This window comes from Streptantibioticus ferralitis (assembly GCF_029223525.1).
Taxonomy (GTDB): Bacteria; Actinomycetota; Actinomycetes; order Streptomycetales; family Streptomycetaceae; genus Streptantibioticus_A; species Streptantibioticus_A ferralitis.
Genome location: NZ_JARHTQ010000002.1, coordinates 281,916 through 307,453 on the forward strand (window position 1 = coordinate 281,916; position 25,538 = coordinate 307,453).

25 protein-coding genes are annotated in these 25,538 nt (G+C 71.7%); 14 read left to right on the forward strand and 11 right to left on the reverse strand.

The features are described from left to right. Positions 1 to 96 precede the first annotated feature (96 nt). The 5 genes from P2L57_RS04145 (at position 97) to P2L57_RS04165 (ending at position 7,130) form a co-directional block, all read left to right on the forward strand. Entirely contained in the window at positions 97 to 2,535 is a 2,439-nt protein-coding gene (locus P2L57_RS04145; RefSeq protein ID WP_275808323.1) for a glycoside hydrolase family 65 protein, read from the forward strand. Between the two features lie 154 nt (positions 2,536 to 2,689). Beyond that, positions 2,690 to 3,118 carry an Hsp20/alpha crystallin family protein gene (locus P2L57_RS04150; RefSeq protein ID WP_275808326.1) on the forward strand — a complete coding sequence of 143 codons (429 nt, stop codon included), beginning with the start codon at positions 2,690 to 2,692 and terminating at the stop codon, positions 3,116 to 3,118. A gap of 63 nt (positions 3,119 to 3,181) precedes the next feature. Next, the gene (locus P2L57_RS04155) at positions 3,182 to 4,606 is read left to right on the forward strand and encodes a nicotinate phosphoribosyltransferase (protein WP_275808329.1); all 1,425 of its coding nucleotides are present in this window, start codon (positions 3,182 to 3,184) and stop codon (positions 4,604 to 4,606) included. Positions 4,607 to 4,682: 76 nt separating this feature from the next. Further along, positions 4,683 to 5,285: a class I SAM-dependent methyltransferase gene (locus P2L57_RS04160; protein WP_275808332.1), complete on the forward strand. Its 603-nt coding sequence runs from the start codon at positions 4,683 to 4,685 to the stop codon at positions 5,283 to 5,285. A gap of 114 nt (positions 5,286 to 5,399) precedes the next feature. Beyond that, positions 5,400 to 7,130 (forward strand): sensor histidine kinase, encoded by a 1,731-nt coding sequence (locus P2L57_RS04165; RefSeq protein WP_275808335.1) that lies wholly within the window; start codon positions 5,400 to 5,402, stop codon positions 7,128 to 7,130. Here P2L57_RS04165 and P2L57_RS04170 read toward each other — a convergent pair. Next, a complete protein-coding gene (locus P2L57_RS04170) occupies positions 7,127 to 7,876 on the reverse strand; it encodes a response regulator (RefSeq protein WP_275808338.1) in 750 nt (249 codons plus the stop codon). The genes P2L57_RS04165 and P2L57_RS04170 overlap by 4 nt on opposite strands. Before the next feature lie 103 nt (positions 7,877 to 7,979). Then, on the reverse strand, positions 7,980 to 8,477 hold the full coding sequence (locus P2L57_RS04175) for a CBS domain-containing protein (RefSeq protein WP_275808341.1): 498 nt from the start codon (positions 8,475 to 8,477) through the stop codon (positions 7,980 to 7,982). 197 nt (positions 8,478 to 8,674) lie between these two features. Between P2L57_RS04175 and P2L57_RS04180 the strand changes: the two genes are divergently transcribed. From P2L57_RS04180 to P2L57_RS04190, 3 genes are all read left to right on the forward strand, one after another. Further along, entirely contained in the window at positions 8,675 to 9,556 is an 882-nt protein-coding gene (locus P2L57_RS04180; protein ID WP_275808344.1) for a universal stress protein, read from the forward strand. Between the two features lie 77 nt (positions 9,557 to 9,633). After that, on the forward strand, positions 9,634 to 10,194 hold the full coding sequence (locus P2L57_RS04185) for an Rv1733c family protein (RefSeq protein ID WP_425574829.1): 561 nt from the start codon (positions 9,634 to 9,636) through the stop codon (positions 10,192 to 10,194). Positions 10,195 to 10,404: 210 nt separating this feature from the next. Continuing rightward, a complete protein-coding gene (locus P2L57_RS04190; protein WP_275808350.1) occupies positions 10,405 to 10,827 on the forward strand; it encodes a pyridoxamine 5'-phosphate oxidase family protein in 423 nt (140 codons plus the stop codon). Between the two features lie 9 nt (positions 10,828 to 10,836). On the opposite strand, the gene P2L57_RS04195 is transcribed toward P2L57_RS04190, so the two are convergent. Continuing rightward, entirely contained in the window at positions 10,837 to 11,067 is a 231-nt protein-coding gene (locus P2L57_RS04195; protein ID WP_275808353.1) for a hypothetical protein, read from the reverse strand. Positions 11,068 to 11,085: 18 nt separating this feature from the next. Further along, the gene (locus tag P2L57_RS04200; RefSeq protein WP_275808356.1) at positions 11,086 to 11,370 is read right to left on the reverse strand and encodes a hypothetical protein; all 285 of its coding nucleotides are present in this window, start codon (positions 11,368 to 11,370) and stop codon (positions 11,086 to 11,088) included. A 268-nt stretch (positions 11,371 to 11,638) separates the two neighbouring features. On the opposite strand from P2L57_RS04200, the gene P2L57_RS04205 reads away from it, so the two are divergent. Beyond that, entirely contained in the window at positions 11,639 to 12,637 is a 999-nt protein-coding gene (locus P2L57_RS04205; protein ID WP_275808360.1) for a CapA family protein, read from the forward strand. Here P2L57_RS04205 and ftsH read toward each other — a convergent pair. The 5 genes from ftsH to P2L57_RS04230 all read right to left on the reverse strand — a co-directional run bounded on the left by ftsH (position 12,632) and on the right by P2L57_RS04230 (position 17,746). Then, positions 12,632 to 14,587 carry an ATP-dependent zinc metalloprotease FtsH gene (gene ftsH / locus P2L57_RS04210; protein ID WP_275808363.1) on the reverse strand — a complete coding sequence of 652 codons (1,956 nt, stop codon included), beginning with the start codon at positions 14,585 to 14,587 and terminating at the stop codon, positions 12,632 to 12,634. The two genes, P2L57_RS04205 and ftsH, sit on opposite strands and share 6 nt — an antisense overlap. A gap of 168 nt (positions 14,588 to 14,755) precedes the next feature. Then, the gene (locus P2L57_RS04215) at positions 14,756 to 15,619 is read right to left on the reverse strand and encodes a universal stress protein (RefSeq protein WP_275808366.1); all 864 of its coding nucleotides are present in this window, start codon (positions 15,617 to 15,619) and stop codon (positions 14,756 to 14,758) included. Positions 15,620 to 15,641: 22 nt separating this feature from the next. Beyond that, on the reverse strand, positions 15,642 to 16,115 hold the full coding sequence (locus P2L57_RS04220) for an STAS domain-containing protein (RefSeq protein WP_275808370.1): 474 nt from the start codon (positions 16,113 to 16,115) through the stop codon (positions 15,642 to 15,644). 164 nt (positions 16,116 to 16,279) lie between these two features. Then, positions 16,280 to 17,281 (reverse strand): 2-hydroxyacid dehydrogenase, encoded by a 1,002-nt coding sequence (locus P2L57_RS04225; RefSeq protein WP_275808373.1) that lies wholly within the window; start codon positions 17,279 to 17,281, stop codon positions 16,280 to 16,282. 15 nt (positions 17,282 to 17,296) lie between these two features. Continuing rightward, complete coding sequence (locus tag P2L57_RS04230; protein ID WP_275808376.1) at positions 17,297 to 17,746, reverse strand: SRPBCC family protein; 450 nt, start codon at positions 17,744 to 17,746, stop codon at positions 17,297 to 17,299. An 86-nt stretch (positions 17,747 to 17,832) separates the two neighbouring features. Here P2L57_RS04230 and P2L57_RS04235 point away from each other — a divergent pair, with 86 nt between their 5' ends. From P2L57_RS04235 to P2L57_RS04250, 4 genes are all read left to right on the forward strand, one after another. Continuing rightward, positions 17,833 to 18,072 carry a hypothetical protein gene (locus P2L57_RS04235; RefSeq protein ID WP_275808379.1) on the forward strand — a complete coding sequence of 80 codons (240 nt, stop codon included), beginning with the start codon at positions 17,833 to 17,835 and terminating at the stop codon, positions 18,070 to 18,072. A gap of 53 nt (positions 18,073 to 18,125) precedes the next feature. Further along, positions 18,126 to 18,653 (forward strand): SixA phosphatase family protein, encoded by a 528-nt coding sequence (locus P2L57_RS04240; protein WP_275808381.1) that lies wholly within the window; start codon positions 18,126 to 18,128, stop codon positions 18,651 to 18,653. A 219-nt stretch (positions 18,654 to 18,872) separates the two neighbouring features. Continuing rightward, on the forward strand, positions 18,873 to 19,652 hold the full coding sequence (locus P2L57_RS04245) for a hypothetical protein (protein WP_275808384.1): 780 nt from the start codon (positions 18,873 to 18,875) through the stop codon (positions 19,650 to 19,652). A gap of 134 nt (positions 19,653 to 19,786) precedes the next feature. Then, positions 19,787 to 20,857: a hypothetical protein gene (locus tag P2L57_RS04250; protein WP_275808387.1), complete on the forward strand. Its 1,071-nt coding sequence runs from the start codon at positions 19,787 to 19,789 to the stop codon at positions 20,855 to 20,857. A 191-nt stretch (positions 20,858 to 21,048) separates the two neighbouring features. Here P2L57_RS04250 and P2L57_RS04255 read toward each other — a convergent pair whose 3' ends face one another. Then, positions 21,049 to 22,371, reverse strand: a complete 1,323-nt coding sequence (locus P2L57_RS04255; protein ID WP_372515599.1) for an MFS transporter — start codon at positions 22,369 to 22,371, stop codon at positions 21,049 to 21,051. A 109-nt stretch (positions 22,372 to 22,480) separates the two neighbouring features. Between P2L57_RS04255 and P2L57_RS04260 the strand changes: the two genes are divergently transcribed. Further along, on the forward strand, positions 22,481 to 23,998 hold the full coding sequence (locus P2L57_RS04260; protein WP_275808393.1) for a glutamate synthase subunit beta: 1,518 nt from the start codon (positions 22,481 to 22,483) through the stop codon (positions 23,996 to 23,998). A 20-nt stretch (positions 23,999 to 24,018) separates the two neighbouring features. Here P2L57_RS04260 and paaK read toward each other — a convergent pair whose 3' ends face one another. Next, positions 24,019 to 25,365: a phenylacetate--CoA ligase PaaK gene (gene paaK / locus P2L57_RS04265; protein WP_275808397.1), complete on the reverse strand. Its 1,347-nt coding sequence runs from the start codon at positions 25,363 to 25,365 to the stop codon at positions 24,019 to 24,021. Positions 25,366 to 25,538: the final 173 nt, after the last annotated feature.

The window sequence follows — 25,538 nt, forward strand, 5'->3', positions numbered from 1 at the left end:
GACCCCTCCCGAGCCCGGCACGGGATGCCGTCCAGAGCGCTCGCGGCGACCCTTGAGGGACGGCAGCGATCAGGGAGAGGTGAGTGGAGAGGCGCGATGCCGGAGGACTGGACGTGGGAGTACGAGGGCTGGGACCCGGCCGAGGAACGGCTGCGGGAATCGCTGTGCACCCTGGGCAACGGCTACTTCGCCACCCGGGGCGCCGCCCCCGAGACCACCGGCGGCCCGGCGCACTACCCGGGCACCTATGTGGCGGGCTGCTACAACCGCCTGGTGTCATCGGTCGCCGGACTCTCGGTGGAGAACGAGGACCTGGTCAATCTGCCCAACTGGCTGCCGCTGCGCTACCGCATCGCCGAAACCGTCGACCGGCCCGCCTCCGCCTGGTTCGGCCCCAACCATCGCGGTCTTCTGACGTACCGTCAGGTGCTCGACTTGTGGCGGGGCACCCTCACCCGGCAGCTGCGCTTCACCGACCGGCTGCGCGGGGACCGCCGACACCTCGGTGTCGAGCAGGTGCGCCTGGTCCACATGGGCAGTCCGCACCTGGCGGCGCTGCGCACCACCTTCACCGCCGAGGACTGGTCCGGCGCACTCCTCATCGAATCCGCGATCGACGGCCGGACCACCAACGCCGGAGTGGAGCGCTACCGCGAGCTGGACGGACACCATCTCGGCCGGATCCGCACCGCGGCGGAAGGCCCGGACATCCTGCGGCTGCGGTGCGCCACCAGGACCTCCGGCATCCGCGTCGCCCTGGCCGCCCGCACCACGGCCTGGCCGAACGCCGCCGACGGCAGGGCGCCGCAGCCGGTACCGCTGCGCGTCCGCCTCGGGGAGCGCACGGCGGCCCATCATCTGACCGTGCCGATCACCCCTGGGCAGCCCGTCGTGGTGGAGAAGGTCGTGGCACTGCACACCTCGCACGATCCGGCGACCAGCGACCCTGACGCGGCGGCCCTCGACCAGGTGGCGCGCGCCCCGGGCTTCGCCGATCTGCTCGAGTCGCACCAGGCGGCCTGGGAGCGGCTGTGGCGGCGGGCCGAGCTGGACGTGTCCGGGGAGCCCGGCCGCATCCTGCGGCTGCACCTGTTCCATGTGCTGCAGACGCTCTCCCCGCACACCGCGGAACTCGACGTCGGCGTGCCCGCCCGTGGACTGCACGGCGAGGCGTACCGCGGGCACGTCTTCTGGGACGAGCTGTTCGTGCTGCCGTATCTGAACCTGCACTTCCCCGAGGTGTCCCGGGCGCTGCTGGAGTACCGGCACCGCCGACTGCCGCGAGCCTGCCGGGCCGCCGAGCAGACCGGGCGGGCGGGTGCGATGTACCCGTGGCAGAGCGGCTCGGACGGGCGCGAGGAGGCCCAGAAGCTGCACCTCAACCCGCGCTCCGGCCGCTGGGTGGCCGACCACTCCTATCTGCAGCACCACGTCGGCTCGGCCATCGCCTACAACGTCTGGCGTTACGGACAGGCCAGCGGGGACACCGAGTTCCTGTACACCAAGGGCGCCGAGACGCTGCTGCAGATCGCCCGCTTCTGGGCCAGCGCCGCCGAGTACGATCCCGCGGCGCACCGGTACCGCATCCGCGGTGTGGTCGGCCCCGACGAGTACCACGACGCCTATCCGGGCGCCCCCGAGCCCGGGGTGGACGACAACGCGTACACCAACGTGACCGCGGCCTGGGTGCTCGGCCGGGCGCTGGAACTGGCTGAGACGATGCCCGAACCGCCCAGACAGGAGCTCTTCGAGCGGCTCGGGCTGGCCGACGAGGAGCTGGCCGGCTGGGAGGACATCTCCCGGCGCGTGCGGGTGCCGTTCCACGCGGGCGTCATCAGCCAGTTCGAGGGCTACGGCGACCTGGCGGAGCTGGACTGGGACGGCTACCGGGAACAGTACGGCGACATCCGCCGCCTGGACCGGATCCTGGAGGCCGAGGGCGACACCACCAACCGCTACCAGGCGTCCAAGCAGGCCGATGTGCTGATGCTGGGTTACCTGTTCCCGCCCGCCGAACTGGCGGCCGTCTTCCAACGCCTCGGATATGCCGTCGACGACGCGTTGTGGCGGGCCACGGTCGACTACTACCTGCGGCGCACCAGCCATGGCTCCACGCTCAGCGGCGTGGTGCACGGCTGGGTGCTGGCCAGGGCCCGGCACTCCGACGCGTGGAAGTACTGCCAGGAGGCCCTCACCGGCGACGTGGCCGATCTGCAGGGCGGAACCACCGCCGAGGGCATCCACCTCGGGGCGATGGCCGGAACGCTGGACCTCGTGCAACGCGGTCTGACGGGGCTGGAGATCCGCGACGACACCCTGTGGCTCGACCCGGCACCGCTGCCGGAGCTCTCCGAATTCGGCCTCACACTGCGGTACCGCGGCCAATGGGGCATCGGCCTGCGGATGAAGCCCGGACAGCTGCTGACCAGCGTCCCCGAGTCGAACGAGGCACCGGTCCGCTTCGTCCTCGTCGACCGGGCCTGGCACGTCACGCCGGGGACGGAACGGGTGGTGGCGCTGCCCCCAGCGGAATAGGGCGGCGGTCAGCGCGGCCGAGGACGGCCCGTGTGCGTACCGCCGGTGCGCGCGCGACGCTGGATAGCGGGGGCTGAAGGCCATCGGGGGCCTGCGGGACGCGGGACACCGGCCACCCGGCTGACAGCGATCACCCGACGGAAGGGAGTAGGCGATGAACCACGTGGTAGAGCGACGCCAGAAGAGGCCCTTCGCACTTCAGGACGTGTTCGACTGGTTCGAGACCGGCCTGCCCGGAATCCACGCGCCGGGCATGCACGGCATCCGGATCGAGGAGCGGACCACCGACGACGCGTACGTCGTGCGTGCCGAACTGCCGGGGATCGATCCGGACAAGGATGTGGAGATCACGGTGGACAACGGAGTCCTCACGCTGCGCGCCGAGCGCACGGAGCGCACCGAGGACGTACGGCACTCCGAGATCCGGTACGGGTCGTTCTCCCGTGCCCTGCGGCTGCCACCGGGCGCGCGCGCCGACGAGGCCGCCGCGTCCTACAAGGACGGCATGCTGACCATCACCATCCCCGTGTCGGAGAAGCAGGCCAGCACCAAGAAGATCACCGTCAAGCACGAGGGGTCCTGATCCGTCCGATGCGGTGCGCGCGACGCGGTCGGGCGCACCGCACGCGGGAAGGAGACGGCACCGATGTCGAGGGCGACCACCACCGACCTCTACGAGGTGACGATGGCGCTGTCGTATCTGGCGGAGGACATGACGGCACCCGCGACCTTCGACCTGTTCGTACGGGACCTGCCGGACGACCGCGGCTTCCTGGTCGCGGCGGGTCTGGAGCCCGCGCTCGACTACCTGTCCGGTTTCCATGTCACCCGTGCGGACGTCGAGGCGTTCGCGACGGTGCTGCGCCGGCCGTACACGGAGGTCGAGCCGCTGCTGGGGCTGGAGTTCACCGGCGAGGTCCGCGCGGTGCCCGAGGGCCGGATCGTCCTGGCGGGCGAGCCGCTGCTGGAGGTGACGGCGCCGCTGCCGCAGGCCCAGCTGGTGGAGACGTACCTGCTCAACCTGGTCAGCCATCAGACGATGATCGCGTCCAAGGCGGCGCGCTGTGTACTGGCCGCGGGCGGCCGAGCGGTGGTGGACTTCTCGCTGCGGCGCACCCATGGCGCGGACGCCGGAATGCAGGCGGCCCGGCTCGGCGCGCTGGTCGGATTCGCGGGAACCAGCAACGTGGCGGCGGCCGTCGCCTACGGGATCGCCGCCACGGGCACCATGGCGCACTCCTACGTGGAGGTGTTCCCCAGCGAGGAGGCGGCGTTCCGGGCCTTCGCCCGCACCCATCGGGGCCCGGTGACGTTCCTGGTCGACACCTACGACACCGAGGAGGGCCTGGCCACGGCCGCGCGGGTGCTGCGCGACCTGGGGCTCGGGCAGGGCAGTGCCGTCCGGCTGGACAGCGGCGACCTGGCGGCGCTGGCGGTACGCGCCCGGCGGATCCTGGATACCGCGGGGCTGCCACAGGTGCGGATCGTGGCCAGCGGCGGCCTCGACGAGTACGCCGTGGACGACCTCGTCGGCGCCGCGGCGCCGATCGACGTGTTCGCCGTCGGCACCCGGGTGGGGGTGTCGGCCGACGCGCCGTATCTGGACTCCGCCTACAAGCTCGTCGCCTACCACGACCGGCCCGTCATGAAGCTCTCGTCGGCGAAGGAGACGGCGCCCGGGCTCAAGCAGGTGTTCCGCCGTCCTGGATACAACGATGTGATCGGCCTGCGCGACGAGACCCCGCCCGCGGACGGTGAGCCGCTGCTGGAGCACGTGATGGTGCGCGGCAGACGGGCCCGCGAGTCGTATCCGGTGCCGTACGCGCGGGAGCGGTTCGCCGCGGACCTGGCGGGTCTGCCGGCCGCGGCCAGGAGGATCCACCACCCGGAGCCGCCCCGGGCGACCCAGTCCGAAGGTCTGACCGCGTTGATCGGACGGGTGCGGCACCGGATCGAGGACGATGTGGTCGGCGCCCACCGGCGGCCCGCCCGGGGGGAGTACGTGCCGAGGACGGCCCGCCCCGGGCCGTCCGGCGAGCCGGCCGGGGGAGACGGAGGCAAACCACGATGAAGGCGCAGACCAGGACGGCACGGGTACCCGAGGCCCGGGTAGCCCAGCGGGCACGCGATCACGATGGTCCAGGGCCATGGCCGCGGTACTGACGCGCGTCCTGGACGCGGTGTTCGGCCATCCGCGCGGTCTGGTCGGACGGCTGGGCGGCGCGCTGATGGCCCGCGGCAACGTGGAGCAGGAACGCTGGGCCGTGCAGCACGCCGGGCTGCACCCGGAGGAGCACGTCCTGGTCGTCGGACCGGGCCCCGGGGTCGGGCTGGCCCTGGCCGCCGAGGCGGTCGGGCCGGACGGGCTGGTGGTGGGCGTGGATCCGTCCACGACCATGCGCGAGATGGCCGCGGCGCGGTGCGCGGCGCAGATCGCCGCGGGGCGCGTCCAGATCCGCCCCGGCCGTGCCGAGCGGACCGAGTGTCAGGACGCCTCGATGGACGCGGTGATCTCGGTGAACAACGTGATGCTCTGGGACCGCCCGACCGGTTTCCGTGAACTGCTGCGTGTGCTGCGTCCCGGCGGGCGGCTGGTGATCACCGTGCACCGGCATGTGCTCGGCGTACCGCCCCAGCAGGTGGTGAGCGATGCCGTGGCGGCCGGATTCGTCGAGCCCGAGCTGACCTTGCGCAAGCGCCGGGCCAACAGCGACGCCGTCCAACTGCTGCTGCGACGCCCCGCCCCCTGAGCCCCCACCGGTCCGGTTCCGGGGGGCCGGATGGCCTATCGCCGGTCGCTGGGGTCTACTGGCGCATAGGGGTGGCTCTCGTTGTCCGACAGCCGACGGAGGGATCGGTGGCTGGTGGGGACGGAAGGTGCCAGGGGAGCTGAGAACCTGCGGCGACTGCAGCTCGATGAGCTGCTGGAGGAGCTGCAGGTACGGGTGGACGCGGCGCGCCACACCCGGGACCGGGTGCACAACCTGCTGGAGGCCGTGCTGTCGGTCGGCCGGAGGCTGGAACTCCCCCAGGTGCTCCGGGGCATCGTGGAGGCCGCCGTCGAACTGGTGGACTGCGAGTACGGGGCGCTCGGGGTGATCGGGGAGCGGCAGAAGCTCTCGCAGTTCGTACCGGTGGGCATGGCCGAGGAGCAGCAGCGCCTGATCGGGCACTTTCCGGAAGGCCACGGGGTACTGGGCGAGCTGATCCGGCACCCCAAGACGCTGCGGCTGCGCGAGCTGTCCGACCACCCCTCGTCGTACGGCTTCCCCCCCAACCACCCGCCGATGCACTCGTTCCTCGGTGTGCCCATCAGGGTGGGCGATGAGGTGTTCGGCAATCTCTACCTCGCCGAGAAGCACGGCCAGCGGGAGTTCGACCTGGAGGACGAGGCGGTGCTGCAGGCGCTGTCCGTGGCGGCCGGCATCGCCGTGGAGAACGCCCGGCTCTACCAGGAGACCCGCGACCGGCAGCGCTGGATGGAGGCGACCGCCGAGGTGACCCGCCGTCTGCTGTCGGGGGCGGACGAGCAGCCGGTGGTGCAGGTGATCGTCGAGCACGCCCGGCGCATCCTGTCCGCCGACCTGGGGCTGCTGGCACTGCCGGTCGAGGGCAGTGACAACCTGCAGGTCGCCCTGGCGGTGGGCGTCGACGCGGAGATCCACCGCGGCCTGGTGCTGCCGCGGGAGGGGTCGTTCGTCGGCGCCGCCTTCGCCGGCGCAGAGCCGGTCACCAGTGTCGACATCGGTGCCGACCCACGGGTCACCGTGGGTCCGCCGCGCTGGGAGGGGCTGGGCCCGGCGGTGGCGGTGCCCATGATCACCGCTGGCGAGACCCGCGGCGTGGTGCTGCTGGCCCGCGCCGAGGGAAGGCCCATGTTCAGGGAGACCGAGACTGTCCCGCTGCTCGCCTTCGCCGGGCAGGCCGCGCTGGCCATGGAACTGGCCGAGCGGCGCCGTGACGCCGAGCAGATGGCGTTGCTGGAGGACCGCGACCGCATCGCCCGCGACCTGCACGACCTGGCCATTCAACGGCTGTTCGCCACCGGTATGACGCTGCAGAGCGCGGTGCGTTTCGTCCAGCATCCGGAGGCGACCGAGCGGCTGCTGAGCGCCGTGGACGAACTGGACGAGACGATCAAGATCATCCGGTCGACGATCTTCGGGCTGCGGGCGCGGGAACGCGGGCCCGCCGAACGCGGGCTCAGGGTCCGTGCCGTCAGCGCGGTCGAGGACGCGGTGCGGGCGCTGGGGTTCACGCCCTCGCTGCGGATGGAAGGACTGATCGACACCGACGTGCCGCATCCGGTCGCGGACGATGTGGTGGCGGTGCTGGGCGAGGCACTGTCCAATGTCGCGCGGCACGCGCACGCGCGGTCCGCCGACATCCGACTCGCGGTCGGCTCGGGCGAACTGACCCTGACGATGACCGATGACGGCGTCGGCGTTCCGGAGGGGATCCACCGCAGCGGCCTGGCCAACCTCGCCGAGCGGGCCGCCGAACGCGGCGGAGAACTGGTGCTGGACACCCCGCCGGGCGGCGGCACACGACTGGTCTGGCGCGTGCCGTTGCGGGAGGCCCCGGCCGAGGGCTAGTAGGGCGACTCCGGGCGGTGTCCGCAGGCCGGGCCGGGCTTGTGGCCGTGTCGTGGCTCTTCGCCGTGCGCGCCCGCCTTCGCCGCCTCGGTGGCGAGCACGGCGGCCTGGATGCGGCGCTCGACGCCCAGCTTGGCGAGCAGCCGGGAGATATGGTTCTTGATCGTCTTTTCGGAGAGGAAGAGCCGCTGGCCGATCTGCCGGTTGGTCAACCCCTCGCCGATGAGCACCAGGATTTCCCGTTCCCGAGGGGTGAGGACGGCGAGCGTCTCGTCCTGCCGGTGCTCCTGGCCGTCGTCGCGCAGGCTGCTCATCAGCCGCGCTGTGGTGTGCGGATCGAGCATCGACTGGCCGGACGCCACCGTGCGTACCGCCGAGACCAGGTCGGAACCCTTGATCTGCTTGAGCACGTACCCCGAGGCACCGGCCATGATCGCGTCCAGCAGGGCGTCGTCGTCGTCGAACGAGGTGAGCATCAGACAGGACAGCCGAGGCAGCTGGGAGCGGAGCTCACGGCACACCGTGATGCCGTCGCCGTCGGGCAGCCGCACGTCCAGCACCGCGACGTCCGGCCGCAGCGCGGGCCCGCGGGACAGTGCCTGTTCGGCGGTCCCCGCCTCGCCGACCACCTCGATGTCCGGCTCGACGTCCAGCAGGTCGTGCAGCCCGCGCCGCACCACCTCGTGATCGTCCAGCAGGAACACCCTTATCGGCGCCTGCGCCGTGAACACGTGCGGCTCAGCCATCTCGGCCCCTTGGGTAGCCCGAACCCCCGCTGACAGCCTGCCCCGTACCGTCACCCGTGCACATGGGCCGAACGGGCGGTCGGGCAGCCGTGGCGCGGCCCGGTCACCGACGCTTCGACTGCCTCGGCGCAGGGCGCGCACGGCCGTCGGGACCGCGGTCGGCCAGTGCCCGGACCACGATGTCCCGGGTCACCACGCCGAGCACCTCGCCGTGCGCGTCGACCACCGGGAGAGCGTCCGCCTCGTAGTCGGTCAGCAGCCGCGCGACGGCGGTCAGGCTGGTGCCGGGTGCCAGCGCGGGGCGGTCGAGGCAGCCGATGTCCCGGACGCGAAGGCTGCGCAGCGACCGCTCGTCGAACGGCGCGCGCGCCGCCAGATGGCGGTCGGACAGCAGTCCGCGGTAGCGGCGCCGGCCATCCACGACGGCGAGGTGCCGGGTGTGCTGGGTGAGGAAGCGCCGCAGTGCCTCCCACAGCGTGGCGTCCTCGCCGATGGCCGCCCCCACCGGACCGACCAGGTCCGCGGCGGTCAGCTCGGCCAGCGGCCTGACCGGCTGCTGGTGCCCCACGCGCACTCGGCGGGCGTTCGCTGTCATGGTCATCGCGGCCACCTCCTGGCGGCACCGTGCCGCTCTGCTTCGAGGGTTCTGTGCGGTGCGTGCCGCCGACAGGGGCTGACAGGGTCGGGCAAGGGGCCGACCGGCCCCTTTCCGCTCGGCCCGCATCACGAGGGAGGCTGGAGGTAGCAGGTCCCGTCCGGTACGGGGCTCGCTCCGCACGCGATCCGGAGGTACGCGCCATGGCTCGCCCCCTCACCGTCGGCCTGAACGGCTCCGCGGAAAGCACCGCCGCCGCGCACTGGGCGGCGCGTGAGGCACAGCTGCGCGGTCTGCCGCTACGGCTGATGTACGCCTGGGAGTGGCTGCCGTCCCATCAGGACCGCGCACCGGACACCGGCGCACGGCAGAGCTGGCCGGAACGCATCTTGAACGACGCGGCGACCGACATCGAGTCCCGCTACCCGGGGCTGCCCGTCTCGGTCGGCGAGATCGAGAACCTGCCGGTCAAGGCGCTCGTAGCGGCCGCGCTCGAATCCGAGCTCCTGGTCCTCGGCTCCCGGGGGGTCGGCGGTGTGCACGGATATCTCACCGGCTCCGTCTCCCTCGGCGTGGTGGCTCGCGCGGAGCGGCCGGTGGTGCTGGTACGCGCCACCGGGACCGCCGCCGAAGCTGCCGGGGCGGCGCGCGATGACCGGCGCGAGGTCGTCGTGGGGCTCGACCCGCGCCACCCCTGCGAGCCCCTGGCCGAGTTCGCCTTCGAGGCCGCGGCTGTCCGTGGGGCTCCACTACGGACCGTGTTCGCCTGGCACGCACCGGCCTTGTACGACTACGCGGCGGGCGGCGTCGACGCCGAATCCGCCGACACCGCGGAGCGGCAGGAACGGCAGGAGCTCTCCGCCGCGCTGCGGCCCTGGCGGGAGAAGTACCCGCGGATCGCGGTGCGCGAGCAACTCGTCGCCGGGAGCCCCGCGGAGCACCTGGTCGCCGCAGCGCCCGACGCCGCCCTCCTGGTGGTCGGGCGGCGCACCCAGCGAACGCCGATGGGCACCCGGCTCGGGCCGGTCGCCCATGCGGTACTGCACCACGCACCGTGCCCGGTCGCCGTCGTCCCGCACGGGTAGCCGCGCGGACGGACCGCGCCACGGCAGGCGCGTATTCCTCGGAAGGGCGGGTGAAGCCCATGGGCGCCACGGTGAGGATGTGGAGAGGGCGGCACAATCCGCTCATGCGGCGGTCGGACGTCGCCGAGGGGTGGATCGGTGTGGCGACGGCCGTGTTGGTGGCCGGGCTGGCCCCGCTGACCGGGGCGGTGCTCGCCGGGAATGTCGATGCGCAGTTGCTGAGCCAGCAGCAGGGCTGGCACCGCACCTCCGCCGTACTGACCCAGGACGCCGCGTCCGCGGCGACCGCGGTGACGACCGGGCAGGACACCGGAAAGGCCCAGGCGACGGTTCGCTGGACGGCTCCCGACCACTCGGTGCGCACCGCGCCGGCCCAGGTGACGGCGGGCGCGAAGGCCGGTTCCACCACGCTGATCTGGACCGACCCCAGCGGGCGGCTCCGGCACCAGCCGATGACCCCGCACCAGACCGGGGTGCTGTCCGACCTCGCGGGCGCCTGCGCCGCGGGCGGGGTGTGCGTGCTGCTGCTGGGCGGCCGTCGGATCATCGTCCGGGGGGCGTTGGACAGGTGGCGGGCGCGGGCGTGGGAGCGCGCGTGGGCCGAGGTCGAACCGCGGTGGACCCACCGGCATGCCTGAACCGCGGCTGCGTCAGGGCAGGTTGGCCGCTGTCCACGCGTCGATTGGGGCCGGTGTCCACTCGGCACCGGCCGACCGACCTCGAAAAGAGCCGTTCGGCCCCTGGCCCGGCGCGGAACCGCGCCGTGTGCTGGTAGCGGTGGCGGCAGGCCGTGCCGTTGACCGTGTGTTCGCGTGCGAACGCGCCGGTGCGCGTGCTGGAGGTGGCAGATGACTGCTGAGAGGCGTTCGCTCGCACGCATGGTCGAGCTCACCAGGAGCGAGGCAATGGAGTTGCTGGCGGGCGTGTCGTTGGGGCGGGTGGTCTACTCGCACCAGGCACTACCGGCGATCCGTCCGGTCAAGCACATCGTTGACGACGGCAATGTCGTCCTCCTGGCGCAGGACGGTGCCGCGATCCTGAGTCCGGGGGAACGCGGGGTGGTCGCCTACGAGGCGGACGAGCTGGATCCGTCGCGGCACACCGGATGGAGCGTAACCGTCACCGGTGCGGCCCGCCTGGTGAGCGACCGCACCGAACTGGCCCGCTACCGACGGACGTTGGCACCGTGGACCGACACCGGGGTGGAGCATGTCATCCGGATCAGCCCGGACATCGTCACCGGCTACCGGCTGACCATCGGTGAGGATTGACCCCGCGGTTTACCCCGGTTTCCTGGCCACCAGGGTGGGCTGCCCGGCATGGATCTCCACCCGCAGCTGGTTGAAGATGTCCGGAAGAGTGGAGTCGACGTACCCGGCCGGTACCTCGACCTCGGCCACCTCGTGGCCGTCCGTGGCGATCAGCCGGTGGCCGGGCTGGCCTTCCTCCACGGCTGTGCCCGACAGGGCGATGAGATTGCCTTCGGTGTCATAGAGCACCTGGACCCTCATACCGCTCCTTTCTGCCGTCTAGGGCGTGACGACGGTCATGACCGCCTGGAATTCCTGCGGGTTGAAGTGTGCGTTGTGCCAGGTGACGAGGCTGTCGTACCGTCTGTCGCCGGAAACCACGTCCCAGTCCTGCGCCTCCTTCTCGATTTCGATCGGAATTCCGTCGCTGCGCGGGGTGGGAGAGGCGGACACACGTTGCCAGGTATGCCAGTCCGCCACGCCCGGCCAGAAATACGCCACCGTTACGCGGGCATCCGCGGCCAGCACCGACAGTGGCAGTGTTCCGAAATGAACCTGTGCCATGGACCCTGATCTTTCCTTTGCGCGATGGTTCCGGCCGCGCCATGGCGAGAGCAGCGGCCTGCTGCGGCGCAATACGCGATCCGCCGCGTCATGGAATGTGGACCCCCCCGCGTGCTGTCGTCTTCCGACCGGCTCTCGTTGAAACGGACAGCCGCATTACCCCTCATTGTGCTCACCACCCAAATGTCCGATACACCGGTCGCCCGGGATTCACTCGGTTGGCCTACGTGGACGGCTCGTGGCCCGGGGATGCCCGACACTCCGGCCGGTGGCAGGCGCACGATGGACGGTGATGACCGTCAAGCTCGCACTGGCCGGCGACACGATGCTCGGCCGCGGGGTCGCCGAATGGCTCGCGCGGTACGGGCCGGGGGCGCTGTTCGCGCCAGAGCTGAAGGAGACCGTGGCGGAGGCCGACGCCTTCGTCCTCAACCTCGAATGCTGTGTCTCCGACCGCGGCCGCCCCGCCCCCGTCCCGGGCAAGCCCTTCTTCTTCCGGGCACCGCCGCTCGCCGTCGAAGCGCTGGCCGAACTGGGTGTGGACGCCGTGTCGCTGGCCAACAACCACGCACTCGACTTCGGCCCCACCGCCCTCGCCGACACCCTGGCGCTGCTGGCCGCCGCCGGTATCCAGGTGGTGGGGGCGGGCGCCACCGCTGAGCAGGCCCGCGCCCCCGTCGTACTGACCGTGGGCGGACTACGGATCGGACTGATGGGCGTCGTCGACCACGCGGAGGAGTTCGCCGCCGGTCCCGGCCGGCCCGGGACCGCCTACGCGGACCTCGCGAGCGGCGTACCGGCCTGGCTCACCGAGGCGGTGCGCGCCCTGCGCCGGCGCACCGACATCACGCTGGTCGCCGTGCACTGGGGGCCGAACATGGTCGGCCATCCCGTGCCGTACGTGCGCCAGGCCGCGCCGGTGCTGACGGCGGCCGGTGCCAGCCTGGTGGTGGGCCACTCGGCCCATGTGTTCCACGGATTCACCCGCCAGGTGCTCTTCGACCTCGGCGACTTCATCGACGACTACGCCGTCCATCCGCTGCTGCGCAACGACCTCGGGCTGCTCTTCCTGGTGACCCTGGACGCGTCGGCGGTGCGCCGCGTCGAAGCTGTTCCGCTGACCCTGAAGTACTGCCACACCCGGCTGGCCCGGGGCAGCGACTACACCTGGATACGGGACCGGCTCAGCCGGGTGTGTGCCACCTTCGGCACCGACATCACGGACCGGGACGGTCGGCTCACCGCGTCCTGGACGGACCGGTCATAGCCGGGCGGCGCGGGGCGCGGCACCGGAGGAGTGCGCATCGTCCGGTCGCTGCTCCTGGCGCAACACCTCAAGGACCGCGGAACCGTCCACCGTCTCCCGAGCGACGAGCAACTCGGCCAACTGGTCCAGGGCCGCGCGGTGATCCGTCAGCAGGGCGAGCGCACGCTGCTCCGCCTGGCGCAGCAGCCGGGCCACCTCTTCGTCGACGACACGCTGGGTCTGCTCCGAGTACGGCGGCCGGGCCAGCAGGTCCTCGGTGTTCTGGCCGAGGTACTGCGGATTGGACGAGGCGTAGCCGATCGGGCCCAACTCCGGGGACAGCCCGAACTCCCGGACCATACGGGTGGCGATCTGGGTGGCACCGGCCAGGTCGTTGGCGGCGCCGGTGGAACCCTCGCCGAAGACGACCAACTCCGCGGCCCGACCGCCGAGTCGTACGGCCAGCAGATCGGTGAGATACCCCTCGCTGTACAAGTGCCGCTCGGCTTCGGGGAGTTGCTCGGTGACGCCGAGCGCCATACCGGAGGGCAGGATGGTGACCTTCGCGACCGGGTCGGCGTGCTCGCACAGTGCCGCGACGAGCGCGTGGCCGGACTCGTGGACGGCGACGGAACGCCGCTCGTCGGGCAGCAGGGCGTTGGACGTCTCCCGTCGGCCGAGCAGCACCCGGTCGCGGGCCGCGTCCAGGTCCTCGGCGCCGATGATCGACCGGTCGGCGCGCACCGCGTTGATGGCCGCCTCGTTGACCAGGTTCGCCAGGTCGGCGCCGGAGAACCCGGGGGTCGCGCGGGCGACTGCGTCGAGGTCGACATCGGGGGCGAGGACCTTGCCGCGGGCGTGGACGGCGAGGATGGCCGCCCGCTCGGCCTGGTTGGGCAGCGGCACGGTGACCTGTCGGTCGAACCGGCCGGGGCGCAGCAGCGCCGGGTCCAGGGCCTCGGGCCGGTTCGTGGCGGCCAGGACGACGATGCCGGTGCTCTCGTCGAAGCCGTCCATTTCGGCCAGGAGTTGGTTGAGGGTCTGTTCGCGCTCGTCGTTGCCACCGAGCCGTACCCCGCTGCGTCGGCTGCCCACGGCGTCGATCTCGTCGATGAAGATGATCGAGGGCGCCCGCTTGCGCGCGTCGTCGAACAGATCACGGACCCGGGAGGCGCCGACACCGACGAACATCTCCACGAACGCCGAGCCGGTCACGGACAGGAACGGTACGTCCGCCTCTCCGGCGACCGCCCGGGCCAGCAGGGTCTTGCCGGTTCCCGGCGGCCCGACCATGATCACACCGCGGGGTCCCTTGGCGCCCGCCGCCGCGTAGCGCGCGGGGCTGCGCAGATAGTCGACGACCTCGCTGATCTCCTGCTTGACCCCGCCGTATCCGGCGATGTCGTCGAAGCGCGTGGTCGGCCGCTCGGCCTCGATGATCTTCGCGCGTGACCGGCCGATGGCGCTCAGCCCACCGGTCAGCGAACTCGCCGTGCGGCGCGCGGTCCACAGGAAGAAGCCGATGAGCAGCAGGAACGGCAGGAAGCCCAGCAGCACCGAGATCAACGGGCTGCCCCTGCCGCCCTGGCTCGCGGTGATCTGCACGTGATGGGACTGGAGTTGCTGCTGCAACTGGCCGGTGCCCAACGCGGTCGGGATCCGGGTGGTGAACCTGGTGCCGTCCGTGAGGGTGCCGCTCACCGCGCCCTTGTCGTCGATGTCGACCTTCTGCACCTGGCTGGCGCCCACCTTGTTGACGAAGTCGCTGTAGGCCAGCTGGGTGTGCGGCGGTCCGGTCGGGGCGCGCGCCAGCAGCACGATGATCGCCAGGGTGGCGAACAGCAGCGGCAGCACCCATCGGCGCCACGGCGTCGGCGGTGGCGCCCCCGGCCGCTGGGGCGGCTCGCGCGGCGGCCCCGGCTTGGCGGGCGGTGTCAGGTGGCGATGCGGCAGGCGTACTCGTGTGATCACGGGAGCGATCTCCTTCACACGGACGTTTACGGGCACGCACCCGCGCACCGCGATCGCGTCCGCGGTCTCTTCCTCCAGTGTCGGCCAGTGTCGGCATTCCGCCATGCGCCGGTCAGCGGCGTGGTGAGCCCGCCCGCGTCGGCCGGGGGCAACCCGGGGCGCGGGAGGTCAGACCGGAACGACCACGACCGGGCAGTGGGCGTGATGGAGCACCCGTCGGGTCACCCGCCCGAACGGCAGCCCGAAGCGGCCACGGTGCCGACGTGCCCCCACGACCACCAGCGACGCCGCTCGTGACGCCTCGACCAGCGCGGCTTCCGGCTCCGCCAGCCGCGCCTCGGTCTCCACCGGTACGTCCGGGAAGGACTCGCGCACCGGCGCCAGCAGGGCATCGAGCTCCTCGCCCTCGCCGCGATCCCGCTCGGCCGTCTCGTGCGGGGGCACCACCGCCTGACCGGGCAGGGCCTGCGGATGCAGCCAGGTCCGCACCGCGTGCAGCGGCACGCCGCGCCGTTCGGCCTCCACGAAGGCGAACTCCAGCGGTCCTCGGGCCTCATCCGGCGCGACGCCCACCACGACCGGCCCGGCCGCCGAGCCGGTCGATCGCACCACGGCCACCGGACATGTCGCGTGTGCCGCCACCGTCTCACTCACCGAGCCCAGCAGCACCGGCTCGAACCGGCCCAGTCCGCGAGCCCCCACCACCAGCAGATCCGCGCCGTCCGCCATGCTCAGCAGGTTCACCGCGGGCTCGCCGGGCAGCGGTTCGGCGGTCACGTCGAGTTCCGGACGGCGGGCCAGCGCCCGCCGCGCGGCCCGCTCCACCAGCTCCTCCGCCGCCTTCTGAGCGGCCTCCACCAGGTGCCCGCGGTCGGCGTCCGGCAGCAGATGGGTGGCCAGGCTCCACGCATGGCCGATGCGCAGCTGGGCGCGGCGCTTGGCGGCGTCATCGACCGCCCAGTCCAGTGCCGTCTCCGCCCCCGCGGACGCGTCTGCGCCCACGACGATGTACGGGTCGCGGGAATCGCTCATCCGCGCCGCCTCGCTCGACGGGTCATCCCGGCAGCGGCGCCGCGTCCCCCAAAGCGCGGGTGCCGGAGAGAGCGGAGACGGGCTGCCCGTCGGCGCCGCTGCTGTGCGCCGCGAGGGCGTCATCGAGCCTGCCGTGGACGTCGAACGCCTTGGACAGCCCGGCCAGCGACAACGTGCGCAGCACATGCGGGTCAGTGATGACCAGTGCCAGTCGGCCGCCGCGCATCCGGACCCGGCGCCGGGCCCGGCACAGCACCGACAGACCGGCGCAGTCGATGAAGGTCACCGGACGTAGATCCATCAGCACCACCTGGCGCCGCCCGGCGGTCAGCGCGTCGATGCGGGACTTCACGGCGCGAGCGGACACGAAGTCGACCTCGCCGTGCAGTTCCACGACCAGGATGCGGCCGACCGCCCTCTCCCGTACGTGGGGCACCGGCTGGCCGTCTGCACAAGTCGCTGACTGGCCGTCCTTCGACGACTGGCTCTCCAACATCGCAGCCTCAGCCTCTTGGTGGCGCTGGCGCCCGACGGCTGTCGTCGGGCCGGGACACGTTCAGCAAAGGCCGGATCCGGCAGCGGCTGGAAGAGCGGATGGTCCCTGGTCGATGGGGCCATTGGTCCCTGCCGGAAGTCGGCCGGCCTCCGGCAGGGACCGCGTCATGCCTGGTCGTGCGGTGAGGTGAGGGTGTTCTCGCCGGTTCGCCCGGCGAGGTAGTCCTCGACGTTCCGAACGGTGGTGTCGACGATCTCGCCGACGGCGTCCTGCGTGAAGTACGCCTGGTGGGAGGTGACCAGGACGTTGCGGAAGGTCATCAGCTGGGCCAGGGTGTCGTCGGCCATCACCTCCAGGGACCGGTCGAAGGAGACCCCGGCCTCCTCCTCGTACATGTCCAGACCCACACCGTCGAGACCGCCCTGTCGCAGCGTCTCCACCAGGGCACCCGCGTCGATCAGACCGCCCCGGCTGGTGTTGATCAGGATCGCGTCGCGCCTCATCCGCCCCAGCGCGTCCGCACCCAGCAGCCGGTGCGTCTCGGGGACCAGCGGGAGATGCAGGCTGACCAGGTCGGCTGCCTCAAGCAGGGGGTCCAGGTCCACGTACTCCATGCCGAGGGCCAAACAGCGGGCGTTCTGCGTGATGTCCCATCCGAGCAGCCGCATGCCGAAGCCGTTCGCGATACCGGCGAAGGCGGTGCCGATCCTGCCGGTGCCCAGGATGCCGACGGTACGGCCGTGGAAGTCGCGGCCCATCAGACCGGTCAGCCGGAAGTCGAACTCGCGCGTCCGCCAGACGGCGCGTACCACCCTGCGGTTCACCGCGAGGGCGAGCGCCCAGGCGAACTCCGCGACGGCATACGGGGAGTAGTGCGCGACCCGGGCCACGGTCAGCCCGAGTCTGCGCGCCTGGTCGAGGTCGATGTTGTGGTAGCCGGTGGAGCGCTGCGTGACCAGCCGGGTGCCGCCCTGGGCCAGTGCGCGCAGGACATCCGCGGCCAGGCAGTCGTTCACACTGCTGATGACCGCCTCGTATCCGGCCGCGGTCGGCGCGGTGTCCTGGTTGAGCACGAGGTCGAGGCAGCGCAGATCGTGCCGCTCCCCGAAGGCCTGCTCCAAGGCGGAACGCTCGTCGGCGAGCACGCCGTAGGCGATGATGTCCACGGCGGTACCCGCCTGTCAGCGCTGGTGTTCCACTAGGTCCTTGAACTTTTCGAGGTCGTGCTGGACCAGCTCCTGGATGGCGTCCGACTGGGCGAAGCCCTTGGGGCCGCCGAACGTGTCCCTGGTCTTCTCCGGGTCGTACTCCACCCGCACCTGGACCTGGGTGTGCTGGTCGTCGATCGCGCGTACGGTGAACGCGCCCTTCAGCTCAGCCCCCTCACCGTGCGCGGTGTGCCAGAGCATCACGTTCCCCTTCGTGCCGCTCTTCGCGCGGTCGGTGATCTCCGCGTCCACCTCCCGCACCTTGCCACCCCCTTCGAGATCCAGATGTGCTCGGCGCTTGCCCTCTGGTCGCGCCTCCCGGACACCGTCGACGAACTGTGGATAGCTCTCCACGCTGTGCAGGCAGTCCCAGGCGACGTCGGCGGGGACGCTGACATCGATCTGCTTCTCGATCGTGCTCATCACGCACCTCCGTGATCATCCGTACGTACACGGCCGGACCCCACCTCCACGATGCGCCGTCCGGGGGATGGCCGCACCCTGAAGGTATGAGGCACTCCACGAAGGCGACCAGCCAGGACTACCCGGTCGAAGTGGCCCCGTACGACACCGACAGCCGCTACCGGCGCGTGCACCTGAAGGGAGTTGGATGGGTCCCCTTGGAACGGGAGGAGTTCGAGCCCCGGGTGCACCAGGAATTCCCGTGGCTCAACCTCGACGACCCGCGCCAGGTGCACTGGGACGACCGCCCCTGGGAGTGGCCGCCCTGGCACCCGGGAGAGGCGTGAGGGCCCGGCCGGTTCCCGACGACTGACCGCGGACGGTGGGGGACACTGGCGCCATGACGATGCCGGGGTACAAACGTGTCTACGTCCTGCGGCACGCGAAGTCCGCGTGGCCGGAGGGCGTCGATGACCGCGAACGCCCGCTGGCCGGCCGCGGGCGCCGGGACGCCCCGGCTGCCGGGCGCTGGCTGCGGACCGCGGGCCGCCTGCCCGACCTGGTCGTCTGCTCTCCGGCGCGGCGTACTCGCGAGACATGGGAGCTGGTGCGCGGCGAGTTGGCGGCCGAGCCGTCCGCCGTCTACGACGATCGGCTGTACGCGGCCGAACTGCCGGAACTGCTCGGTGTACTGCGCGAGACGCCCGAGGAGGTGCGCGCCGTGCTGTTGATCGCCCACCAGCCCGGTGTGCAGGAGCTGACGCTGGCGCTCGCCGGTGATGCGGCGGGTGACTCGCTGGATCGCGCGCGGGAGAAGTTCCCGACCTCCGCGGTCGCCGTGCTCAGCGTCGACGGCCCCTGGTCGGGGCTGGCTCCGGGGTGCGCCCGGCTGACGGAGTTCATCGTTGCGCGCGGTCCGAAGAAGTGACGCGACCCGCACCGGGGTAGCGGACGGCCGGGGCCGGGCCGACACTGGATGCGGCGCACCCGCGCCGACGCCCGCCGCGGCAGCCGTCGCGCCCGCGCCTCCAGCGGGCCGGGCCCCAACCGCGCGCCTGGCGGCGGTGGTTGACGGAGCGGCCGACCCGCCCGGCGGACGCGGTGGCGGCCCGCGGGGACGAGGCCGACGGCACGAGTGGAGGACGACGTGCGTCTCACCGATCTCCGTACCGGGCAACGCGCCGAGATCCAGTCCACCCGCCGCGGTCTGCTCCGGGTGTGCGTGCACCTGTCGGCGCGCGGTGGTTCGCTCGGCTTCGGCGATCTACGTGCGCTGCTGGTGGCCGATGTGCTGGCCCGCACGGCCGAGACCGAGGGCGCACAGGTGGTCCTCGTCCACGCCGCGGGCGGACTCACCGAGGAGCGGGCGAAGGCGTGGGCGCGCGACACCGGTCCACTCGGCATCCACCCGCCCGCCGAGCACGCCGACACCCGCGATCCACGGGCCGCCCTCGGCGGTCCGGTGGACGTACATCTGGTCGCGGACTCGGCCGAGGCATGGAAGGCGGCCGACGAACCGCTCTTCACCACCGGTCCCGTCCACGCCTCGGGCATCGACCGTCTGCCACAGGCAGACGCCCCCGAACCGCTCGCCGTCCGCCTGGCGCTGCTGGGTCAGGCACACCAGCGGGCCGCGGACCTAGATCCCGCGGTGCTCGCCGATGCCCAAACGCTCCTCGACCGCTGGCGGCGGCTGGTCGCCACATGGGCGGACGCGCCTTCCCTGCCCCTGCACATCGAGGCGGTACGACGGGCCTTCGCCGCCTTCCACGACGACCTGGACACCGCCACCGCGCTGACCGTGCTGCGGGAGCTGGAGTCCGATCCGGGTGTCCCGGACGGTGCCAGGTTCGAAAGCTTTCTGCGGGTGGACCGGGTCCTCGGCCTCGAACTCCCCAGGGACATCGGTCGCCAGCACGCGTGGTGACCGGCCATCAGGTTGTAATTTCTCCGCGATATGCGGGATGTCCGGTCTATGGGGGAACCATTAGCCAGGGTGGACAGTCCCTGACTCCATAGGCGTACGAACGCAACCACAGCCCGAATGTGGGGGGAGCCACGATGACACGAAGAATCGCACAGCAGCGTACGGCGAAGGCACACAAGGCGGCCGCGGGTTCGGCGGTGGCGCTGACGGCCGGGCTGGCCCTGGTGGTCGGCACGGCCGGGACCGGACAGGCGGCCACCGTTCCGTCGGTGGACGGCACGCAGACGGCGCCGAGCTGCGGCGCCATGCAGGGCGCGGCCACCGCACCCGCGGACTCCCAGGCCCCGTCGGTGACCGCGGTGGGGACCGCCGGGCAGAAGATCTCCTACGGCCTTGCCTCGCAGGCGCCGATCGGCCTGTGGTCGTCCTCCAGCGTCACCCTGCGCACACCCGTCTCGAAGGGCATGGTGCGGCTGGACGTCAGCAGCCGCGGCTTCAGCACCGACTCGCTCGAAGTACAGCGGTACGTTCCGCAGACCCACCGGTGGGTCGACCTGAACACCAGCCCCGGCAGCGGCAGTTGGCCGCAGCACGGTGTCTTCTCCTTCCCGGTCAGCGCGGCCGCGAGCCCCCGCCACCCCTACACCGTGGCGCTGCGGCTCCAGGACCTCGACCGCCCGGGCAGCCTCACCGTCGCCGCCTCGGTGAACGACGGCCATGGCCACACCTACCGCGCGGCGGCCCGCACCGCCACCGCCACCCGCCCAGCGGTCACCGTCAGCGGCTGGCAACGCGGCACCACGCTGGTGCGCGGCGGCGCGGCGCGCGATCTCACGCTCACCGTGAAGAACACCACCAACCGGGCCTACCCCGCGCTGAACGCCACCTACTTCGCCTACGGCCAAGGCAAGGCGCAGGCACTGGTGCCGAAGGATCTGGTGCTGAAGGAGTACCAGCCCGGCCGCGGCTGGGTGCGGATCTCGCTGCTGCCCAACGGTTGCGACCCGGGCATGGCAGTCCAACTGCGACCGACCGGCAAGGCACCGCTGGCCCCCGGCGCCACCGCCGTCTACCGGCTGCGGCTGGCCGTCGCCAAGTCCGCCCCCGGCGATGTGACCCACGCGGACGCGGGCCTGTCGGTTGGCAACGGGGAACTGCCCTTCACCTCCCAGGAAGTGCCGTTCGCGATCCGCGGCGGCAGGTAGCGTCGCCGTCCTGTCCGGCGGGACCTGACCACCGGGTGTCTCGGCGGTTGATGCCCGCCGGACAGCGTCGCCATGCTCTTCCCCGTCGCGGCGCGATCTTCCTGCCGCCGCGACGGCGAGTAGTCCCACGGCGTGGACCGGCGGTGTCGCGGCATCCCTCAGCGGCCTCCAGCCGCGCAACCGCACCCCGATCACGATCCGCCGGACAGGCCCACCCGCATCCGCACGGCGTGCTCGTTGGTGCGCGCGTCGTACGACATCAGCTTCGGCAGCGCGGCGGCCAGCAGCCCGACCGCCGCCGCGCACATCAGGCCGCCCGACCAGACCGAGGTGCGCGCGGAGGTCCAGCCGGCCATGCCGCCGGACCGCACCTGACCGAGCTGCGGCCCCACCGTGAAGGACAGCAGCTCGATCCCGGCGAGCCGGCCGCGCAACTCGTCGGGAATCGTCTGGTTCCAGATCGTCACCCGGAAAAGACCGCTGACCTGGTCACAGCCGCCCGCGACAGCGAGGAACAGCAGCACCAGCCAGACGTTGCCCACCCGTCCCGCGGCCGCCATCGCAAGGCCCCACACCACCGCCGCGTACACCACCATCCGCCCGTGTCGGTGCACTCTCGAAGACCAGCCGCTGGTCAGGCTGACGACCAGCGACCCGAACGGAACGGCCGCGTACATCAGCCCCAGCGACCAGCGGGCGTGCAGGTCGTCGGCGAGGAAGGGGAAGATCGCCAGCGGCATGGCCAGGAACATCGCCGCCAGGTCGACGGCGTACGTGCCCAGCAGTTCCTTGCGGCTCCACGCGTAGCGCGCTCCGTCGACGATGCTGCGCAGCGACGGCCGATCCGCGTCATGACCCGCGGGCGACGGCCGCAGCCCCGCGCAGAGGGCCAGCGAGACCACGAACGACGCGATGTCCAGTCCGTACGCCCATCCCAGGCCCGCGTAGACGATGAGCACGCCCGCCAACGCGGGTCCGGCGACCGCACCGGCCTGCCAGCGCATGGCGTTGAGCGCGGCGGCCGCGGTGAGCTGCTCATGCGGGACGATCCGCGGCACGATGGAGTCCAGCGCCGGGCGCTGTAGCCCGCTCAGCGCGCTGTCCAGCGCCGCCACCACATACAGCGGCCAGACCGCGGGGTGCGGCAGCAACGTGTTGACCAGCAGGAACACCGAGAGCAGACCGAGGGCCGCCTCGGAGTAGAGGATCAGCTTCCGGCGGTCCACCGCATCGGCGAGCGCGCCGCCGTACAGCCCGAAGACGATCAACGGCACCAGTTGCACCGCCCCGATCGCCCCGACCGCGAGCGCCGAGCCGGTCAACTCCTTGATCTGTACGGGTAGCGCGACAGCGGTGACACAACTGCCGAAGATCGTCACCACGCCCGCACACCACATCAGCCGGAAGTCGCGGGAGGAGCGCCACGGCGCCAGGTCAGGGAGCAGGGCGCGCAGCCTGGGGCCGCGCGCGCCGGGATGGTCGCCGGTCACGAGAGGCCATGGTCCGCCCGGCATTCTGCCGCATCAAACGAATTACCCGGTCGCAATTCCGAATACTCCTGTCGATAGCCGAACAAACTAGCCGTATCGTGACCAAAAGCCTTAGCAAGCTACTGGAGGCCCCATGGCCGACCCCAGAGGCTTTCTCACCACCCCGCGCCGCACCTGCGCCCGCCGCCCGGTCGAGGAGCGGGTGCAGGACTGGAACGAGGTCTACGACGGCCAGAGCCTGCTGCCGATCATCAACGCGCAGGCAGGCCGCTGCATGGACTGCGGCATCCCGTTCTGCCACAGCAGTTGTCCACTGGGAAACCTGATCCCGGAATGGAACATGCTGGTCTCCCGGGACGACTGGGAAGCGGCGAGCCACCGGCTGCACGCCACCAACAACTTTCCCGAGTTCACCGGACGGCTGTGCCCGGCGCCCTGCGAGAGCGGCTGTGTGCTGGCCATCAACGCGGATCCGGTGACCATCAAGAACGTCGAGATGGCGATCGCGGACCATGCCTGGGAGCGCGGCCTGGCCCCGCCGCTGCCCCCGCAGCGGCTCTCCGGCCGGACCGTGGCGGTGATCGGGTCCGGCCCGGCGGGCCTGGCGGCCGCCCAGCAGCTGACCCGTGCCGGGCACACCGTGGTGGTGTACGAGCGCGCTGACCGCGTCGGAGGGCTGCTGCGGTACGGCATCCCCGAGTTCAAGATGGAGAAGCGGCATCTCGACCGCCGGATAGCCCAGATGCGGGCCGAGGGAACGAAGTTCCGTACCGGTGTCGCCATCGGCACCGATGTCGACGCCGCCGATCTGCGGGCTCGCCACGACGCGGTGATGATAGCGGTCGGTGCGACCGCATGGCGTGAACTCCCGGTGCCAGGGCGCGAGTTCACGGGCATCCACCAGGCGATGGAGTACCTGCCGCTCGCCAACCGGGTGCAGGAGGGGGACTTCACCGAGTCGCCGATCACCGCGGAGGGAAAGCATGTCGTCATCGTGGGCGGCGGTGACACCGGTGCCGACTGCCTGGGCACCGTACTGCGGCAGCGCGCCGCCTCGGTGGTCCAGCTGGACATCAACCCGCGACCGGGCGATGACCGCTCCTACGACGAGCCCTGGCCGGTCCATCCGCGCGTGCACCGGGTCTCGCCCGCGCACGAGGAGGGCCAGGTACTCGCCGAGCACCGCGACGTGGACACCGGTGGGCTACCGCTGCCGGAGACCGACGCCGACGTACGGATGTTCTCCGCCTCCACCCTGCGCTTCGAGGGAGACGCCGACGGCCATGTGCGGGCGCTGCACCTGGCCGACACCGAGCCGGGGGAGCGCCGCCCGATACCCGGTACCGAGCGGCTGATCCCGGCCCAACTGGTGCTGCTGGCCCTGGGGTTCTCCGGACCTGAACGGGACAACGGCCTCGTCGAGCAGCTGGGGCTGCAGCTCACCGCCCGCGGCCATCTGGCCCGGGACGTGGATTTCGCCGCCGACGCGCCGGGAGTGTTCGTCGCCGGTGACGCGGGACGCGGCCAGTCCCTGATCGTCTGGGCCATCGCGGAGGGCCGGTCCGCCGCGGCGGCGGTCGACCGCTATCTGACCGGAAGCACCGAACTGCCCATGCCGGTCCGGCCGACGGACCGCCCGCTCGCCGTCTGACGGCCGCGGCCGTCGCGGCACTACGGTGTCCGCTGGTCGATCACCCGCCGCAGCTTGCCCACCGAGCGCTCCAGCGTGCCGGGTTCGACGATCGCGACCTCGACGGTCACGCCCACCCCGTCCTTGACGCCCTCGGCGATGGCCGTCGCCGCGGTGTCCCGTTCCCGGGAACCGGCCTGCGGCCGGGCCTCGACGCGGACGGTCATATGGTCCATCCGGCCGCGGCGGGTGAGCAGCACCTGGAAGTGCGGGGAGACGCCGGGGGTGCGCAGCACGATCTCCTCGACCTGGCTGGGGAAGACATTGACTCCGCGCAGGATGATCATGTCGTCGCAGCGGCCGGTGATCTTCTCGATCCGGCGGAACGCCGGGCGCGCGGTGCCGGGCAGCAGGCGGGTCAGGTCGCGCGTGCGGTAGCGGATGACCGGCATCGCCTCCTTGGTCAGCGAGGTGAAGACCAACTCGCCGCTGTCCCCGTCGGCCATGACCTGGTCGGTGATCGGGTCGACCACCTCCGGGTAGAAGTGGTCCTCCCAGACGTGCAGTCCGTCCTTGGTCTCCACACACTCCTGGGCCACGCCCGGACCCATCAGCTCCGAAAGTCCGTAGATGTCCACCGCGTGCAGATCCAGCCGCTCCTCCAGTTCGCGGCGCATCTGCTCGGTCCAGGGTTCGGCGCCGAATATCCCGATCCGCAGCGAACTGGTCCGCGGGTCGACACCCTGCCGCTCGAACTCGTCGAGCAGGGTGAGCATGTACGACGGGGTGACCATGATGATCTCGGGCTGGAAGTCCTGGATGATCTGTACCTGACGGGCCGTCATGCCGCCGGATGCGGGGATGACCGTGCATCCGGCCCGCTCGGCGCCGTAGTGGGCGCCCAGGCCGCCGGTGAACAGCCCGTAGCCGTAGGCGATGTGCACCTTGTGGCCGGGGCGGCCGCCGGCGGCGCGGATCGAGCGGGCGACGACATCGGCCCAGATCGACAGATCGCGCTCGGTGTAGCCGACCACGGTGGGGCGGCCGGTCGTGCCGGACGAGGCGTGGATACGGCGGACATCGGCCATCGGGACGGCGAAGGTGCCGAACGGGTAGTGCTCACGCAGATCGGCTTTGGTGGTGAAGGGGAACCGCGCGAGGTCCGCGAGCGTCCGGCAGTCGCTGGGCGTCACACCGGCCGCGTCGAACTTGCGCCGGTACATCTCGACATGCTGGTAGGCGTGCCGCAACGTGGCCTGTAGGTGGGCCAGTTGGTTGGCCCTGAGCTCCTCGCGGCTCAACCGCTCGCCGTCGTCCAGCAGTCCCGCCGGCGGGGCTTCGCCCAGTCGCCGCCGCGGACCCGGGGCGGCGGTCAGGTCACTGCTCATCGTGCCTCCCACACCCATGCCGACCGAACATTCGGTTAGTGATGCGCACGGTCATGTAACCCAGCGTGCGATCCGCCTGTCAAGACCTGTTGAGGGCGAACGCACCGCCGAGCGGCCGGACGCGGCGCCGACCCCTGCCTCCCCGCCGCCGACCGGGTGACCCTGCGGGCGGG